This window comes from Methylobacterium fujisawaense, from assembly GCF_039619325.1.
Lineage (GTDB): Bacteria > Pseudomonadota > Alphaproteobacteria > Rhizobiales > Beijerinckiaceae > Methylobacterium > Methylobacterium fujisawaense.
Map to the genome: position 1 here is coordinate 5,928,528 of NZ_CP155000.1, position 16,891 is coordinate 5,945,418.

Annotated in this window: 17 protein-coding genes; 9 read left to right on the forward strand and 8 right to left on the reverse strand. The window is 71.7% G+C overall.

The window, feature by feature from the left end; genetic code table 11:
• Nucleotides 1–147: 147 nt before the first annotated feature.
• A complete protein-coding gene (gene phoB, locus ABC766_RS28120) occupies nt 148–843 on the forward strand; it encodes a phosphate regulon transcriptional regulator PhoB (RefSeq protein WP_342145464.1) in 696 nt (231 codons plus the stop codon).
• Nucleotides 844–1,022: 179 nt separating this feature from the next.
• Here the strand turns inward: phoB and ABC766_RS28125 are convergent, their stop codons facing one another.
• On the reverse strand, nt 1,023–3,194 hold the full coding sequence (locus ABC766_RS28125; RefSeq protein ID WP_345820014.1) for a protein-disulfide reductase DsbD family protein: 2,172 nt from the start codon (nt 3,192–3,194) through the stop codon (nt 1,023–1,025).
• Nucleotides 3,195–3,282: 88 nt separating this feature from the next.
• Nucleotides 3,283–5,121 (reverse strand): aminopeptidase P family protein, encoded by a 1,839-nt coding sequence (locus ABC766_RS28130; protein WP_345820015.1) that lies wholly within the window; start codon nt 5,119–5,121, stop codon nt 3,283–3,285.
• 127 nt (nt 5,122–5,248) lie between these two features.
• Between ABC766_RS28130 and ABC766_RS28135 the strand changes: the two genes are divergently transcribed.
• Nucleotides 5,249–5,512: a hypothetical protein gene (locus tag ABC766_RS28135; RefSeq protein ID WP_053608381.1), complete on the forward strand. Its 264-nt coding sequence runs from the start codon at nt 5,249–5,251 to the stop codon at nt 5,510–5,512.
• On the opposite strand, the gene ABC766_RS28140 is transcribed toward ABC766_RS28135, so the two are convergent.
• On the reverse strand, nt 5,513–5,701 hold the full coding sequence (locus ABC766_RS28140) for a ribosome modulation factor (RefSeq protein ID WP_342143943.1): 189 nt from the start codon (nt 5,699–5,701) through the stop codon (nt 5,513–5,515).
• A gap of 48 nt (nt 5,702–5,749) precedes the next feature.
• The gene (locus ABC766_RS28145) at nt 5,750–6,670 is read right to left on the reverse strand and encodes a 50S ribosomal protein L11 methyltransferase (protein ID WP_182593132.1); all 921 of its coding nucleotides are present in this window, start codon (nt 6,668–6,670) and stop codon (nt 5,750–5,752) included.
• A gap of 298 nt (nt 6,671–6,968) precedes the next feature.
• Here ABC766_RS28145 and ABC766_RS28150 point away from each other — a divergent pair, with 298 nt between their 5' ends.
• The 4 genes from ABC766_RS28150 to modB all read left to right on the forward strand — a co-directional run bounded on the left by ABC766_RS28150 (nt 6,969) and on the right by modB (nt 9,111).
• On the forward strand, nt 6,969–7,112 hold the full coding sequence (locus tag ABC766_RS28150) for a hypothetical protein (RefSeq protein ID WP_167380412.1): 144 nt from the start codon (nt 6,969–6,971) through the stop codon (nt 7,110–7,112).
• A gap of 156 nt (nt 7,113–7,268) precedes the next feature.
• Nucleotides 7,269–7,466, forward strand: coding sequence for a hypothetical protein (locus tag ABC766_RS28155; protein WP_043345513.1), 198 nt, complete (start codon nt 7,269–7,271; stop codon nt 7,464–7,466).
• A gap of 118 nt (nt 7,467–7,584) precedes the next feature.
• Nucleotides 7,585–8,403, forward strand: coding sequence for a molybdate ABC transporter substrate-binding protein (modA, locus tag ABC766_RS28160; protein WP_345820016.1), 819 nt, complete (start codon nt 7,585–7,587; stop codon nt 8,401–8,403).
• Between the two features lie 15 nt (nt 8,404–8,418).
• Nucleotides 8,419–9,111: a molybdate ABC transporter permease subunit gene (gene modB / locus ABC766_RS28165; RefSeq protein ID WP_043345507.1), complete on the forward strand. Its 693-nt coding sequence runs from the start codon at nt 8,419–8,421 to the stop codon at nt 9,109–9,111.
• A gap of 30 nt (nt 9,112–9,141) precedes the next feature.
• On the opposite strand, the gene ABC766_RS28170 is transcribed toward modB, so the two are convergent.
• Nucleotides 9,142–9,798, reverse strand: a complete 657-nt coding sequence (locus ABC766_RS28170; protein ID WP_043384205.1) for a glutathione S-transferase — start codon at nt 9,796–9,798, stop codon at nt 9,142–9,144.
• Between the two features lie 62 nt (nt 9,799–9,860).
• Here ABC766_RS28170 and modC point away from each other — a divergent pair, with 62 nt between their 5' ends.
• The 3 genes from modC (at nt 9,861) to ABC766_RS28185 (ending at nt 13,244) form a co-directional block, all read left to right on the forward strand.
• Nucleotides 9,861–10,964 (forward strand): molybdenum ABC transporter ATP-binding protein, encoded by a 1,104-nt coding sequence (gene modC / locus ABC766_RS28175; RefSeq protein WP_342143951.1) that lies wholly within the window; start codon nt 9,861–9,863, stop codon nt 10,962–10,964.
• 193 nt (nt 10,965–11,157) lie between these two features.
• A complete protein-coding gene (locus ABC766_RS28180) occupies nt 11,158–11,604 on the forward strand; it encodes a TadE/TadG family type IV pilus assembly protein (RefSeq protein ID WP_043345500.1) in 447 nt (148 codons plus the stop codon).
• Nucleotides 11,601–13,244 (forward strand): TadG family pilus assembly protein, encoded by a 1,644-nt coding sequence (locus tag ABC766_RS28185; protein WP_342143953.1) that lies wholly within the window; start codon nt 11,601–11,603, stop codon nt 13,242–13,244. The genes ABC766_RS28180 and ABC766_RS28185 overlap by 4 nt, the downstream gene beginning before the upstream one ends.
• 16 nt (nt 13,245–13,260) lie before the next feature.
• Here ABC766_RS28185 and ABC766_RS28190 read toward each other — a convergent pair whose 3' ends face one another.
• From ABC766_RS28190 to ABC766_RS28200, 3 genes are all read right to left on the reverse strand, one after another.
• Nucleotides 13,261–13,848, reverse strand: coding sequence for a PAS domain-containing protein (locus ABC766_RS28190; RefSeq protein ID WP_345820017.1), 588 nt, complete (start codon nt 13,846–13,848; stop codon nt 13,261–13,263).
• 465 nt (nt 13,849–14,313) lie between these two features.
• Nucleotides 14,314–15,474, reverse strand: a complete 1,161-nt coding sequence (locus ABC766_RS28195; protein ID WP_345820018.1) for a M20 aminoacylase family protein — start codon at nt 15,472–15,474, stop codon at nt 14,314–14,316.
• A 3-nt stretch (nt 15,475–15,477) separates the two neighbouring features.
• Nucleotides 15,478–16,755: a GNAT family N-acetyltransferase gene (locus ABC766_RS28200; RefSeq protein ID WP_345820019.1), complete on the reverse strand. Its 1,278-nt coding sequence runs from the start codon at nt 16,753–16,755 to the stop codon at nt 15,478–15,480.
• Nucleotides 16,756–16,891 lie beyond the last annotated feature (136 nt).

A 16,891-nucleotide genomic window follows, 5' to 3' on the forward strand; every position in this document is an offset into this window, starting at 1 on the left:
TGTGGGGCGCCGCCGGAGAATCGGAGCGTGCGGGTTGAGGCTGAGCGGCGCCTCCTGCACCCTCCGCCTGCCCGCCGGCTCCAAGGAGAGTCGGCGCGCCTGCAGGCCGTATGGCGCCGCTTCGTGAACGGATCTTCGAACGTGAGCATGCAAGTCCTGATCGTCGAGGACGAGGAGGCGCTGACCACGCTGCTGCGCTACAATCTGGAAGCCGAGGGCTTTCTGGTGGATTCCGCGGCTCGCGGCGACGACGCGGAGCTGCTCCTGGCGGAGCGGATCCCCGATCTCGTCCTGCTCGACTGGATGCTGCCCGGCCTGTCGGGCATCGAGCTGTGCCGGCGGATCCGGGCGCGCCGGGAGACCGAGCGGCTGCCCGTGATCATGCTCACCGCCCGGGGCGAGGAGGGCGACCGGATCCGCGGTCTCGGGACGGGCGCCGACGACTACATCGTCAAGCCGTTCTCCGTCCCGGAACTGCTCGCCCGGATCCGCGCGCTGCTCCGCCGGGCCAAGCCCGCCCACGTCTCGGACCGGCTGGCGGCGGGCGACCTCGAACTCGACCGCACCGGCCATCGCGTCCGCCGCGGCGGCGAGGAGCTGCATCTCGGCCCCACAGAGTTCCGTCTGCTGGAATTCCTGATGCTGGCGCCGGGCCGGGTCTTCTCCCGCGAGCAGCTCCTCGACGGGGTCTGGGGACACGACGTCTACATCGACGAGCGCACGGTCGACGTCCATGTCGGGCGGCTGCGCAAGGCACTGAACGGCCCGCGCCAAGCCGACCCGATCCGCACGGTCCGCGGCTCGGGCTACGCCTTCGACGAGACGTTCTCGCTCGAGGCCTGAGGCGGCCCCGCGCGCCATCGGAGAGAAAAACGGTCCGACGCGCCGTCATCACGAGCGCAGCGAAGTGACCCAGGGCATCGGGACGCCTGCGAGCGTGGCGCTTCTGGATTGCTTCGCTTCGCTCGCAAAGACGGCGGGCCGCGCGTCGATGCCCAGAGGCCTGAGACCCTAAAACTGTCTCAGCGGGTCAGCGCCGCGCTCCGGCCGGACGCGACCGGCACGGCGTCGAGCGCCGCCAGAACCGTCCCCTCGGTGAGGATCTGCGGAAGCACCTGAGGCGCTCCGGTTCCGGTATAGAGGAGGTAGAGCGGCACGCCGCTGCGCCCGTGCTTCTCCAGCAGACGGGTGATCTCGGGATTCTGGTTGGTCCAGTCGCCCTTCATGTAGGTCACGCCGCGCTCGGCCATCGCGGCCCGCACGGCCTTGGTGTTGAGCGAGGTCGCCTCGTTCACCGCGCAGGTGATGCACCACGCGGCGGTCATGTCCACGAAGACGGGGCGGTGCGCGTCCACCAGGGCGTCGAGACGCGCCTGAGTGAAGGGCTCGACCCCGTCGGCGGCGGCCTGCGCCGACGGCGCGGCGCGGTCACGCGGAAGGGTCACGGCGAGGGCCGCCACGGCGACCAGCGCGAGGGCCGCAGCGACCCGCGCGACCCGGCCCGCCCCGGGCGCGGCGGCGCGGCCGTGTTCCCAGGCCCAGGCGGCGAAGCCCATCAGGACGAGGCCGATCAGCGCCGCCAGCAGCCCACGCGGATCGACCTGCTGCGCCAGAACCCAGATCAGCCAGGCCACAGTGGCGTAGACCGGGAAGGCCAGGACCTGCTTGAGGGTCTCCATCCAGGCGCCCGGCCGCGGCAGCGCCCGCAGGGCCGGCGGCCAGAGGGTCAGCACCAGGAAGGGCAGGGCGAGGCCGAGGCCGAGGCTCGCGAAGACGGCGAGCGCGACACCGGCACTCTGCGTCAGCGCGAAGCCTACCGCCGAGCCCATGAACGGCGCCGTGCAGGGGGTCGCCACCAGGGTCGCCAGCACGCCCGTGAAGAACGAGCCGCTCAGGCCGGCACGCCGGGTCAGGCCGTCTCCGAGGCCGGCGAGCCGGCCGCCGACATGGACCACTCCGGACAGGCTCAGGCCCATCGCGAACAGCAGATAGGCGAGGGCTGCGACCATGGCGGGCGATTGCAGCTGGAAGCCCCAGCCGATCGCGGCCCCGCCACCCTTCAGGGCGATCAGCAGGGATGCGAGGCCGAGGAAGCTCGCCAGCACGCCGGCCGTGTAGGCGAGGCCGTGCAGCCGCAGCCGCGCCGGGCCCTCGCCGGCATGCCGCACGAGGCTCAGCACCTTGATGGACAGCACCGGGAAGACGCAGGGCATCAGGTTGAGGATCAGGCCGCCCAGAAAGGCGAAGGCCGCGGCGGTCGCGAGGGTCAGCGCGTCGAACTCGGCGACGGCCGGCGGGGCTCCGGCCGGATTCGGCGCGCTCGACGCGGCCGCGACGGCAGGAAGCACCGGCTCGTCACCATACGCGAAGGCAAGGCGGCGGGTGCCGTCCGTGCCGACCTCGTCGATCGTCAGGACGCCGGGCAGGGCCGCGGGCACAGGATCGGTCGGGCTGCTGCGCGCGATGGTCAGATGCAGACCGGTCTCGTCGACGGTCATCACCTGCGCGGCGGCGTTGTCGATCGCCGTCTCGGCATAGGGGAAATAGGCGGCGTTCCGGATGGATTCCGGTTTCAGGCCGGTCGCGGCGAAATCGAGCTGCAGCGTGTCGCCCTGGCTCGACAGGCGCAGGGGCCAGAGCGCCGGCGCGGGCAGGGCAGCCCGGGCGCGCGCGAACAGCGCGGCGTTGGCCGGGTCCGGCTCGGCCTTGCCCACCGGCAGGGTGAGGGCGAGATCGGCCGAACCGGGGACGCACTCGGTCTCGCAGACGAGATAGGTCAGCTTCGCCTGGATCTGAACGGGATTGGCCGGGTCGAGGCTCGGCGGCGGCGTCACGGGCGCGAGGAGCGTGACCTCACCCTCGTAGCCGTAATTCATGAGGGTCGCGATCGGGATGCGCTCCGGCGCCGGCCACCGGATCGCGCTGGCGTTGAAGCCGGCCGGCAGGGTCCAGGTCACCTCTGGAGGCAGTCCGGAATCGCCCGGGTTGCGCCAGTAGACGTGCCAGCCGGGCTTGATCTGCATCCGCACCGCCAGCGTGAACGGCTGCGCGCCGGCGACCGCGGCGGGCTCGGCCACGAGGCTCGCCCGCACGAGGTCGGCTGGCGTGCGGAAGCCCTGCGGGACCCCTTGGGCTGCGGCGGCCGAGAGGCTCGCGGCGAAGGCCAGGATCAGAATGGCGAGGCGGCGGATCATGCTGTCCCTTCGCGCGCAGGGCGGGCGCGGTCGTTTCGATGGCGGTGGGTCTTACCACGGGCCGCGCCCGGGATCCCACGCCGATCGCTCAGTCCGCGAGCGGCACGGTCGCACGCTCCAGCCAGTCGCGCGTCCCGGCATCGACCCGGGGCGCCAGGGTCTCGCGCACCCGGGCGTGATAGGCATCGATCCAGGCGCGCTCCTCCGGTTCGAGCAGGTCCGGCTGGATCAGCCGCCGATCATAGGGGGCGAGCGTCAGGGTCTCGAAGCCCAACATCGGGCGCTCGCCGCCCGCGATCGTGCGGGGCTCGACCAGCACGAGGTTCTCGATCCGGATTCCGTAGGCGCCGCGGGCGTAATAGCCCGGTTCGTTCGACAGGATCATGCCGGGCTCCAGCGCCACCGTGCCGGTCTTGGCGATCCGCTGCGGTCCCTCGTGCACCGACAGGAAGGCGCCGACGCCGTGGCCGGTGCCGTGATCGAAGTCGAGTCCCGCCTGCCAGAGTGGCGCCCGGGCGAAGGCGTCGATCTGGGCGCCGGTCGTGCCGACAGGAAACACCGCCCGGGCAATCGCGACATGGCCCTTCAGCACCCGGGTGTAACGGTCGCGCATCTCGGCGCTCGGCGTGCCCACCGCGACCGTGCGGGTGATGTCGGTGGTGCCGTCCGGATACTGCGCACCGGAATCGATCAGGAACAACTCGCCGGTCCGGACCGTCCGGTCGGTGGCGCGGCTCACCCGGTAATGGACGATCGCGCCGTTCGGCCCGGATCCCGAGATCGTCGGGAACGAGACCTCGCGCAGATCGCCGCCCGCCGCGCGGAAATCCTCAAGGGCCTCGACGGCGGCGATCTCGGTGAGGCCCCCGGCCGCGGCCGCACCGTCGAGCCAGGCAAGAAACCGCACGACACTCGCCCCGTCGCGGACATGGGCGGCACGCGCACCGGCGATCTCGGCGGCGTTCTTGACCGCCTTCATGCCGGTGATCGGATCCTTGCCGACATCGGCGGTGCCGCCGGCAGCCTCGATCTTTTCCTTCAGGGCGACGGCGCCGGTCGCCGCGTCGAGGCGGACACGCACGCCGGCGAGGGATCCCAGCCCGTCGTCCAGTTCCGCCCGGGGCAGGATCTCGGCGATCGGGGCCAGCACCGCGCGCAGTGCCGGATCGACCTCGGGCGAGACCAGGAACAGCCGCGCCAACCCCTCGCGCGGCAGGATGGCATAGCCGAGGGCCAGGGGCGTGTGACCGACATCGGAGCCGCGCAGGTTGAAGGCCCAGGCGAGATTGTGCGGATCCGAGATGACCAGGGCATCGCAGCCGCCCTCGGCGAGGGCCGCCCGGATCCGGGCGATTTTGTCGGTGCAGGCCTCGCCGCACAGGGCATCCGGATGGAGCACCACCGGTCCGGCAGGGGCCCTCGGGCGGCCCGCCCAGACGGCGTCGACGAGGTTCGGCACGGCCCGCACGGTGCCGCCGGCCCGGGTGGCGGCCCGCTCCAGGCGTGCGAGACCGTCGGGTGTATGCAGCCAGGGATCGTAGCCCAGAACCTGATCCCTCTTGAGGTTGACGCCGATCCAGGCTTCCGGCGTCGATTCGGCCAGCGGCACCACCGTGAGGATGCCGGTATCGACCTGTTCGGGCGCCTGCAGGGTGTAGCGGCCGTCGACGACCAGCGCCGCGGATTCCATCAGGATCACGGCCGTCCCCGCAGAGCCTGTAAAGCCGGTGAGCCAAGCCAGCCGTTCGGCGTCGGCCGGAACGTATTCGGACTGGTGCTCGTCCGCCCGGGGCACGACGAAACCGTCGATCCCGTTCTCGCGGAGAGCGGCCCGCAAGGCCTCGATCCGCTCGGCGCCCTTCCGGTGGCTTGGGTCGTCGAAGCTCTGGAAGCGCTGACGCGGCTGGGGCGGACGGGGCTCAGTCATGAGTCGAGCCTAGCGCCCGCCGCTCCCACGCCGCAACACCCCGTCCTCAGAGGAGGCGTCCGGGTGCGGCGCCTAAAAGATCGCTAACAATCTTATCACGCCGCCGGATTTGGCCTATTCCTCAGACATGCCACGCCGCGTCTACTACCGGATCAGCGACAGACCCGATGGCCGCTTCGACGCCATCGTGACGATCGAACCCGACACGGTGGTTCGCCGGGACGGATTCGATTCGCTCGCCGAACTCGAAGAATGGGTGGACGGTCTGCGCGTGCTGATGGCGGCGCTCGGCGCTCCCGTGTCGCGGGCAGACGGGGCGGAAACAGCAACCGAAACCGCCCCCGCGTCGGATGGTTCGACGCCGTCGGGCCGGCTCCGCACCGCGCGCTGATCAGCGCTTCGCGACCGGCAGGTCCGGCATGCGCTCGATGGGCGCACCGTCATAGCCTTCGAACCATGCAATGCGTGCTGGCGATTTCGCCGGATAGGGGCACGCGTCCTTGGGACGGCCCTGGGCCCGGGCGCGGGCGCCCTCGGCGATGGGGTCCGCGGGCGGATCATGGAGCGACGTCTGGCTCATGGCCAATCAACGCGCCGGCGCGCCGCCGGTTCGGGGCGCCTCAGCGCCTCAGGGCCGTGGGCGGCGGGCGGCGCCGCCGCGCATCAGGACCAGGGCGACCCATCCCTCGATCATGCCGCGGCGGACAAGGGAGAAGCCCTGGAGGCGGTAGGCCGAGAGGACGCCGGGCACGTCGCGCGCGATCAGGCCGGACAGGACCAGAACGCCCCCGGAGGCGACCACGCGCGTCAGCGTCGGCGCGAGGAGCCGCAGGGGCCGGGCCAGGATGTTGGCGAAGACGAGATCGAAATGGCGCGGCCGGTCGGCGAGGCGGTGGCGCACCCCCGGCCCCTCGTAGAGCTTGAGATAGGGCCCGAGCCCGTTGGCCCGGGCGTTCTCGCGGGCCGTGCGCACGGCCTCCGCGTCGAGGTCGCCGGCCACGACGGGTTGCCGCAGGGCCTTGGCGGCCGCGAAGGCGAGGATCCCGGTTCCCGTACCGACATCGAGGACATGGGCCGGGCGCCGGCGCTTCAGCTCCGAGACCAGCGCGCGCAGACAGCCCAGGGTGGTCCCATGGTGGCCGGTACCGAAGGCGAGGGCCGCCTCGATCTCGATGGGCAGATCGTTGCCCCGCACGGCGTCGCGGTCATGCGAGCCGTGGACGAGGAAGCGTCCCGCCCGGACCGGCTTCAGCCCCTCGAGCGACGCGCGCACCCAATCCTGCTGCGCGATGGTGCGAAACTCGGCCGCATCCGCCGCATCGCCGATGACGGGCCGGATCAGGTCCCGGACGTAATCCTCGTCGGGCGCGTCGGCGAAATAGGCTTCGAGGCGCCACGTGCGGCCGTCCTCGTCCTCGAAGGCGGCGACGGCCGTGTCCATGGGATCGAACATCTCACCCAGGAGGTCGGTCATCGCCCGGGCCGACCGTTCATCGGTCAGCAGGCGCAGGACGTGAGACGGGCGGTGGGGCGGCAGGCCTTCGAGCATGATGCCGGGCTGTAACGCCGGGGCGCGCCGCAGCCCAGGGGCTGGCGCGAAAAAATACGGTCCCCGCCGGCGCAGGGAGGCCCGGGAGACGCGGCCGACGCGCGGCCGACGCGCGGTCCCGCCCTTTGTTGCCGGACAGACACAAGGGTCAATACTTGTGATCTCAGCGATCTAAATCAGTGTCCAGGGGCATCGCACGTGCTTAAACAATCTCGGCTTCCCCAAGGCCAGACCCTCGACTCAGGCGCGCCGCACTTCGTGGAGCGGCGCGCCGGTTTTGACAGACGATCGTGCTGCCATGACATCGCCTCTCCTTATCAGCGTCGCCTTCGCGGTTGTGACCACGGCCGCGGCCACGCTGTGGGCGCTGCTGGTTGCGGACGGCATGAGCGGCGCGCCGGAGAGTCAGCCGGTGGAAGGCCGCGACATCCGGACCTGGTGAGCCCCGCCTATGGATTCGTGCGCGCGACTGCCCAGGAATGCGGCACGATGGTCGCGCGTTAATCACATGATCCACCGGGGCCGTGGAACCAGCCGCTTCGGGCGGCGTTTTTGCCGGCTTTTTACGTGAATCACGATTGAGCAGGGTGCGTACAGCGTGACCAAGTCCCGGCGTTCCGGCCCCCGTGGGCCCGTGGTCGTCACCGGCACGGCCGTGCAGTCCCGACCGCGTGAGCGGATCTTCGGGGGCCCCGCACCGGACGGGCCCCTCCCGGGCCACCTCTTGGTTCTGCTGAGCCGCCTGCACCGCGCCGAGGCCGAGCCCAAGGATCGCCGCGACGCCAATCTGGGGTGATCCGACGAGGGCGTCCTTCCCCGCTTGACCGCCGGCCTTGGCCGGCGGCTGTAGCGTCCCTATGATCCCCGTCGTTCCCCGCCGGATATAGCGGGTCGCGACCGGGGAGACCCCATCCATGCGCCTGACCCGACGGATCCTGGCCACGCTGGCCCTCGCAACGCTGGCGCTCGCCCCCGCGGATCGGGCGGCGCGGGCGGAGGAGCCCGTCGTGGTGTTCGCGGCCGCCAGCCTCAAGAACGCCCTCGACGACGCTTCGGCCGCCTGGACCAGGGCGACGGGCAAGACCGCGCGGATCTCCTATGCGGGCTCGAACGCCCTCGCCAAGCAGATCGAGGCGGGGGCGCCGGCGGACCTGTTCATCTCGGCCGACCTCGCCTGGATGGACTACGTGGACCGGGCCGGGCTCCTGAAGACCGGATCGCGGGTCGATTTCCTGCGCAATGCCCTGGTGCTGATCGCGCCGGGTCCAAAGACCGGCGCCGCGGACCCGCAAATCGCCCTGGCGCCGGACCTCGGCACCACGCTGACGCGGATTCTCGGCGGCGGCCGGCTGGCCATGGCGACGATCGACGCCGTCCCGGCCGGCAAGTACGGCAAGGCGGCCCTGGAGAAGCTCGGCGCCTGGGACGCCGTGAAGGGGCAGGTGGCGCAGGCGGAGAACGTGCGCGCCGCCCTGCTGCTCGTCGCCCGGGGCGAGGCGCCGCTCGGCATCGTCTATGCCACCGACGCCGCCGCGGACCCGAGCGTCCACGTGCTGGCGACCTTCCCGACCGACAGCCACCCGCCGATCATCTATCCGGCGGCCGTGACCGAGGTTTCGCGCAACCCGGATGCCGGAGCCCTGCTCGGCTACCTGCGCGGCCCGGAGGCCCGGGGCTTCTTCGAGCGCCAGGGCTTCACGGTGGTTGCGCAGCAGCCCGGCGCCAGCCAGTAGCGGCGCGCCGGCCCCGTGTTCGGTCTGACCCCGGAGGAGTGGACCGCCGTCGGCCTGAGCCTTCGGGTGGCGACGGTGGCGACGCTTGCGAGCCTCGTGCCCGGCCTCGCCGTGGCGTGGCTGCTGGCGCGGCGCCGCTTTCCCGGCCGCGCCCTGCTCGACGGGCTGGTCCACCTGCCGCTGATCCTCCCCCCGGTGGTCACCGGCTACCTGCTGCTGCTGGCCTTCGGCCGGCGCGGTCTGCTCGGCGCCCCCCTCGCCGAGATCGGCGTGGTGCTCTCCTTCCGCTGGACCGGAGCGGCGCTCGCCTGCGCGGTGATGGGGTTCCCGCTCATGGTGCGGGCGATGCGGCTGTCGATCGAGGCGGTCGACCGGCGGCTGGAGCAGGCGGCCGGGACGCTGGGGGCGAATCCCTTCGCGGTGTTCCTGACCATCACGCTGCCGCTCAGCCTGCCCGGCTGCCTCGCCGGGGCCGTGCTGGCCTTCGCCAAGGCGATGGGCGAGTTCGGCGCGACCATCACGTTCGTGTCGAACATCCCCGGCGAGACCCAGACGCTGCCGTCGGCGATCTACACGCTGACGCAGGTGCCCGGCGGGGAGGGGCCTGCCCTGCGCCTCACCCTGATCTCGATCGCGCTGTCGGTCTCGGCCCTTCTGATCTCGGAAGTCCTCGCCACGCGGGCCGGTCGACGGCTGGGGGCGGGCTGAATGGCCGCCGCCTCTAAGGGGGAGACCCGCTCAGGCATAGGCGTAGGGGCCGCCCTGCTGCAGCGCCCTCTGATAGGCCGGGCGGGTATGGATGCGTGCGAGCCAATCCGTGACCTGCGGGCCCGTTCCCGTGCCGCGCGCCGCGAAAGCCTCCAGCGGGAAGCTCATCAGGATGTCGGCCGCGGAGAAATCGGTGCCGCAGAAATACGGCCGGTCCGCGAGCTCCGCCTCCCAGAAGGCCGCATGCCGGCGCAGATCCGGATCGACGAAGCCCCGCAGCACCGTGTCGGCGATCCGGCGCACGAGGGGCCGCAGCAGCCAAGGGCTGCTCGGCGCCAGCCGACCGAAGACCAGCTTCAGCAGCAGCGGCGGCATCGCCGACCCTTCGGCGTAATGCGACCAGTAGACGTAGCGCCGCCGCGCCTCAGTCCCCGGTTCGGGCACGAGCCTCGCGCCGGCCAGCTCCGTGAGATAGGCGACGATGGCGCCGGTCTCGGCGACTACCGTCTCGCCGTCGGTGATCACCGGCGCCTTGCCGAGCGGGTGCACGGCCACGAGCTCGGGGGGCGCGCGCAGGGTCCGGGGATCGCGGGCATAGCGCGTCACGCGATAGGGCAGGCCGAGTTCCTCCAGCAGCCACAGCACGCGCTGCGACCGGCTGTTCTCGAGGTGATGGACCGTAATCATCGCGGGCGAGTCCGGGCCGGCGCCGGAACGCGCCGCGGCCCCTGTTACCCGAGTCCCGCCGCGTGAGCATCCAGGTCGACGTCCAGATCCGGCGCGGCGCCTTCGCGCTCGAGGCCGCCTTCGAGGCCGGGCCGGGGCTCACCGCCCTGTTCGGGCGCTCGGGCTCGGGGAAGACCACGTTGATCGACCTGATCGCCGGCCTCGCCCGCCCGGACCGGGGCCGGATCACGGTCGGGGGGGCCCCATGGGTCGATACCGCGGCGGGACTGATCCTTCCGCCGCAACGGCGACAGGTCGGCGTGGTGTTCCAGGATGCGCGGCTTTTCCCGCATCTCAGCGTCCGGACCAACCTCGGCTACGGCCGCATCTTCGCGCGGCACCGTGCCGACCCGGTGGCCTTCGCGGCGGTGACGGGCATGCTCGGGATCGACCATCTCCTCGACCGGCGGCCTGCCGGGCTCTCGGGGGGTGAGCGCCAGCGGGTGGCGATCGGCCGGGCCCTCCTGGCCAGACCGCGCCTCCTGCTGATGGACGAGCCCCTCGCGGCCCTGGACGAGGCCCGCAAGGCCGAGATCCTCCCCTACATCGAGCGCCTGCGCGACGAGGCCGGCATCCCGATCATCTATGTCAGCCACGCGGTGTCCGAGGTGGCACGGCTCGCCACCACGGTGATCGTGCTGGAATCCGGGCGCGTGGCCGCCGCCGGCCCCGCGGAAACGATCCTGCGCCGGGCCGATCTCGTCCCGATCCACGAGGCCGAAGCCGGCGCGCTGCTCGACATGGTCGTCGAGGCCGTCGATGACGCCACCGGGCTCACGCGTCTGACGGGCGCCGCCGGGCGCCTGCTGGTGCCGGGGCTGTCGCGCCCGCCCGGAACGCGGCTGCGCGTCCGGATTCCCGCCCGCGACGTGCTCGTCGCCACAGAGCGCCCTCGCGGGCTCAGCGCCCGCAACGTGCTTGCGGGCCGGATCTGCGGGCTCGCCCCGGCGGGAGCCGAGACGGCGGTGGAGATCGATTGCAACGGCGCGCGCCTCGTGGCGCGCGTCACCGCCGCTGCCGTCCGCGAACTCGGGCTGGTGCCGGGGCGCGACGTTCATGCCATTATCAAGAGCGCGGCCTTCGATCCCGCCGGCATCGGTCTGCTGCGGCCGCCGACGGCCATCTGAGGCCGCCCCGGCGCGACGGCGTCGGCGCCGCACGCGATGGCGCAGCGCGGTCCCCCCTGCCTGCGCCGCACCGGAGCGGCTGTTTTCGCTCAAAGGTTGTATAATCGACGATTAAAACAACCATTGGTTAGAAGATCGGCGCCACCATAGGTCGTGCAGTCATCGGGCTGCGCGACCCGTGGAGGGCGATGCGATGGACTTGCGGCGCTTGCGCCGGCGTGGCGCGCCGAAGGGGTGGACCTGCCGGCGGGGCAGCTCCGCGGTGGAGTTCGCCCTCGTGGCGCCCATGCTGCTCCTGCTGTTTGCCGGGATCGCGGTGTTCGGGATCTGTCTCGGCGCGGCCCACAACCTCCGCCAGATCGCCGCGGAGGCGGCACGCGCCTCCGTGGCGGGCGTCACCGATTCCGAGCGCGCCAGCCTCGCCCAGAAAATGGTGAACCAGAGCCTGAACGCCGGCGCGATGTTCCGGCCGGGCAGCATCGTCGTGCAGGTCGGGCCGGATCCCAGCGACGCCACGGTGTACACGGTCACCGTCACCCTCGACGCCACGACGCTGGGCATCAACGTCTTTTCCCGCCTGCTGCCGATGCTGCCGAGCGTGCTGCGCAGCACCGTCAGCGTTCGAAAGGGCGGCCTGTGACCGGGCTGCGCGCAGGCCGGGCACGGCGCTTCCGGGCGGCCCGGGGCGGCAACGTCGCGATCCTGGTCGCCCTCGGCAGCGCGATGCTGATGGGAGCGGGCGCGGTCGGGATCGACCTCGGCATGGTCTTCCAGGCGCGGCGCAAGGCACAGGGGGCGGTGGACATCGCCGCCATGCTGGCGGCCGTCGATCCGACCCAGGCGGACACGGCGGCGCGGCGCTCCCTCGGCGACAACGGCTACGCCACGGCGACCGCCACGGTCAGCCCGGGCAGCTACGACGCCAGCGCGCCGGGAACCGCGCCCGGCAGCCGGTTCAAGGCCGGCGGCAGCCCGGCCAACGCCGTGCGGGTCGGTCTCTCGACTTCGGTCCCTGTGACCTTCGGCCGGGCGATCGGCCTTCCGGCCGCGGTGCCGCTGCGGGTCACGGGCACCGCGGCGAGCGCGCAGTTCGCCGCCTTCACGATCGGTTCCGGCACCCTGCAACTCCAGGGCGGCATCGCCAACGCCCTGCTCGGCGCGCTTCTGGGCGCCAAGCTGTCGCTCAGCGTCAGCGACTACGACGCCCTGGCGAGCGCCCGCGTGGACGGCCTGCGGGTGCTCGACGCGCTCGGGGCGAGCCTCAACATGCAGGCGGCGAACTACACCGACATCGTCCAGGCGCAGGCCAGCGTCGGGCAGATGTTGATGGCGCTCCGGGTCGCCGCGCAGGACAATGGCAGCGTTGTCTCGGCCCTCTCGGGAATCCTCAACGCCCTGCCGAATGCCGGCAACCTCATCGCGATCGGCCAGGTGGACGGGCTGGGCGATGCCGCGGCGCTGGCGCCGCCCCGGGGCTTCGCCGGCCCCTCCCTCAACGTGCTGAACCTTCTGGGTGCCGCGGCCGCGCTGGCGAACGGCCAGAACCAGGTGGCGGTCGATCTCGGGGCGACCGTTCCGGGCCTGCTCGCGACCCGCTTGACCCTGGCGATCGGCGAGCGCAAGCGCAGCTCGGGCTGGGTCCGCCCGGGCAGCCCGAACGCCACCGTGCAGACCGCGCAGACCCGGCTGCTGATCGAGGCCACGGTCACGGCGCCCCTCGGACTCGGGAGCCTCACCCTGCCGGTCTACGCCGAGGTGGCGCCCGCCCAGGCGACCCTGCGGTCGCTCACCTGCGCGGGGCCCAGCGGACGTCAGGTCACCCTCGACGCGCAGACCGGGCTGGCGACCCTCGCGATCGCCGGCGTGCCGCGCACGGCGATCAACGGCGGCAGCACAGGTCCGGACCTCTCGCAACCGGCGCCCCTGATCGCCCTGCCGCTGATCACCGTCTCCGGCCGCGCGCTGGTGACACTGGGTACGGGCGCGCAGACCCTGACCTTCTCGGAGGCGGACATCGCCAACCACACCGTGCGCTCGGTCGCGTCGGGCAACCTGACCCAGTCGCTGACCGGCAGCCTGCTGCGCAACCTCACGCTGAACATCAACGGGATCGGCGTGGCTCCGCTGCTCCAGTCGGCCCTGACGACGACCCTGGGCGCCGTGGCGCCCGCGATCGACCTCGTGCTCGACAGCGTGCTGCGCAGCCTCGGACTGCGCCTCGGCTACGCCGATCTCGATGTCGACGGCACCCTCTGCAGCCAGGCTGTTCTGGTGCAGTGAGCCGGGCCGGCCCGGCTCAGTGGCCGCGACCGCGCGCACCGGTCGTGGAAGCCTTGGCGATGTGCCGGCCCAGGTGCAGCAGCAGCATGTCGACGAGGAGCTGAAGCTCGGTATCCGCCACCCCTTCCAGGGCGTCGCGGCATTCGAGGGCCCGATCCACCGCCTGCGTGAGCGCGTCCGCGGGCTCCGCCGCCACATCCGCCGGCAGTGCATCGGTCACGTCGATGATGATGCCGTGTCCGAGGCGCCGGCTCGACGCGCCCGCCGGAATGCGTCCGCGATCGAGGATCCGGCGGACCTGGCCGGAGGGCGACAGCGTTCGATACTCGGCCACGAACAGGCCGCCGCGCGCGCGCACCGCCTTGAACTGCCGCACCACGGCCGGCCGGTCCTCGGGATGAACGCAGGCCTTGGCGACCGAGAGCGGGAGCGGACGCCCGGCGAGCCCGGAATCCCCGGCCAGAACGTCGGCGGCGCCGGCATCGAGGATGCACCGCTCGTCCCGCGGCGACCAGGACCACGCACCGATGATCCCGGACGCGTTCAGCGCGGCCGCGAGATCGACGGGCCGAGGACGGGGATCTTGGATCGCGTCGGCAATCATGGGCGATCTCCGATTCCGGCGTGCCGCATGCACGCATTCGCCGGAGACATACAACCTTTGATAGAATTAATGAGCAGTTAACTCAACCCATAGCGAGGCATCTATCCCGGTACGCGACTGAGCCTCCATCACGATTCTCTTTTTCCGGCAGTAGGTCCACTTCGTTGCGTTCGCCTAACGACCCGCCCAAGTTGCAATTCCGGCAGCACGTCAACCGAGTTGCGTGAGCAGCGTGAACGCGCCGAAAATCAGAACCGCTCCCACCGAGGCGGCGAGCAGGATCAGCGCCGCGCGGGATTCCCGTATCTCCGGTGACATGGCGCCCTCCCATCACGGCCCGTGTTGGTTCGCGGGCTGGTTGCGTCAAGAATCGCACCGATCGGTCGGTCTGTCGACGGTCGCCTGCGCCCAGACCCATCATCGCCCGCCATCCGGACAGCTCCGGACGGCGGGGACCGCCGGGCGTCAGGCGGCGGTGCGCCGCTCCACCATCCGGGCGAGGAAGGCGCTGCCGATCGGGATGATCGAGTCGTCGAAGTTGTAGCCGGCATTGTGCAGGCCGGGACCCGGATTGGCGCCGAGCCAGACATAGGCGCCGGGCACCGCCATGGTCATGTCGGCGAAGTCCTCGCTGCCCATCTTCGGCACGACGTTCGCCTCGACCTTGTCGGCGCCCAGCAGCTCGGTGGCGACCTCCGTGGCGGCGGCCGCCTGCTCGGGGGCGTTCTCCAACACGGAGAACACGTCCTGCAGGTCGACCGTGACCTCGGCGCCGTAGGCCGCGCCGAAGCCCGCCGCCAGCTCGCGCATGCGGGTGCCGGCGAGGGCCCGGATCTCCTTGTCGAAGGTGCGGATCGTGCCGGCGAGATGGGCCGTCTCCGGGATGACGTTGTAGGCGGAGCCCGCCTCGATCCGGGTGATCGACAGCACGATGGATTTCAGCGGATCGGCGTTGCGCGACACGATCGACTGCAAGGCCTGGGCGAGGCCGGTGGCGATGATGATCGGGTCGACGCCCCGGTGCGGCTGGGCCGCGTGGATGCCCTTGCCGCGGATGTGGATGTCGAAGAAGTCCGCCGCCGCCATGATCGGCCCCGGCCGCAGCTTGATCATGCCGTGGCCGCCGCCCGGCTGGTTGTGCAGGCCGTAGATCTCGTCGCAGGGGAAGCGCTCGAACAGCCCGTCCTTCAGCATGGCCCGGGCGCCGCCGCGGCCCTCCTCGGCCGGTTGGAACACGAACACCGCGGTGCCGTCGAAGTCGCGGGTCTCGGCGAGGTAGCGCGCCGCGCCCAGCAGCATCGTGGTGTGGCCGTCATGGCCGCAGGCGTGCATCTTGCCGGCATAGGTCGAGCGATAGGGGAGGTTGGTCTCCTCCTCGATGGGCAGGGCGTCCATGTCGGCGCGCAGGCCGATCCGGCGGCCGTTGTCGGTACGGCCCTTGAGCAGTCCCACCACGCCGGTGCCGCCGACGCCGCGATGCACCTCGCAGCCGAAGGTCTCGAGGAGGTCGGCGACGATGCCGGCGGTGCGCACCTCCTCGAAGCCGAGCTCCGGATGGGCGTGCAGGTCGCGGCGCAGGGCCGTCAGCTCTTCGGCATAGGTCTGGATGCGGTCGATCGGGCTCATGTCTTACGGACTCTCGGGGGCTGACGTCTTGGAGGGCGAGGTTTCGGAAGGCGCAGCGCCGTCGCAGGCACCGCCCTCGTCCGTGCGCCGGAACGGCGTCAACGTGTCGAGGACGTCCACCGCCTCGGCGACGTGGGCGCGCTCCCGCTGCAAGTAATCGGCCACCGCGCGGCGCAGGGCCGGGTCGGCGATGTCGTGGGCCGAATGCATCAGGACCGGCCGGTAGCCGCGGGCGAGCTTGTGCTCGCCCTGGGCGCCCGCCTCGACCCGCTTCAGGCCTCGGGCAATCGCGAAGTCGATCGCCTGATAGTAGCAGATCTCGAAATGCAGGAAGGGGTGGTCCTCGATGCAGCCCCAGTTGCGCCCGTAGAGCGCCGTATCGCCGATGAGGTTGATGGCCCCGGCGATGTAGGTGCCCGCGCGCTTGGCCATCACGAGGAGCACCCGGTCGGCCATGCGCTCGGACAGGAGCGAGAAGAAGCGGCGGTTGAGGTAGGGCCGTCCCCATTTCCGGGAGCCCGTGTCCATGTAGAAGGCGTAGAACGCGTCCCAATGGGCGTCGGTGATGTCCGCGCCGGTGAGGTGCTCCACGGTGATCCCGGGCGCGAGGGCGTCGCGGCGCTCCTTGCGGATGGTCTTGCGCTTGCGCGAGGCGAGGGCGGCCAGGAAGTCGTCGAAGGTGGCGTAGCCGTCGTTCTGCCAGTGGAACTGCTGGTCGGTGCGCTGCAGGAAGCCGGCGGCGCCGGCCCGCTCCCACTCGGCCTCGCGCATGAAGGTGACGTGGATCGAGGAGGCCTTGGTCTCGCCCCGCAGCGCCCGCAGGCCCGCGACGAGGCCGGCGGTGGCCTCGTCGGGATCGGCGCCCGGCGCGATCAGGAAGCGGGGGCCGGTCACCGGCGTGAACGGCACGCTGACTTGCAGCTTCGGGTAGTAGGCGCCGCCGGCCCGCTCATAGGCGTCGGCCCAGCCGTGATCGAACACGTACTCGCCCTGGCTGTGGGATTTCAGGTAGCAGGGCGCCACGCCGAGGCGCTCGCCGTCGCGCTCGACCGAGATGTGGAGCGGCAGCCAGCCGGTCCTGCGGGAGACGCAGCCCGAATCCTCCAGCGCCGACAGGAAGGCGTGCGACAGGAAGGGATTGTGGGTCTCGTCGCCCGCCGCCAGCGTCTCGGCCGAGAAGGCGCAGGCATCCCAATCCGCGGCGCCGATCTCCTTCAATCCGGGAAGCGCCCGCACGGTGAGTGCGGCGGTCTCCGGCGTCGGCCCGGGTGCTTGCTTCATGGGCCGGAATCTAGCCTGTGCCCCGCAGGGAGCAAGCGGGCGGATGCGCACGGCAGCCATGGCTGCCTTGTCAGATGGCCGCCGCCGTCACCCGCTGCGCGCGCCGGACCCGCTGTCGCGCGCTTCCTCGACGGCT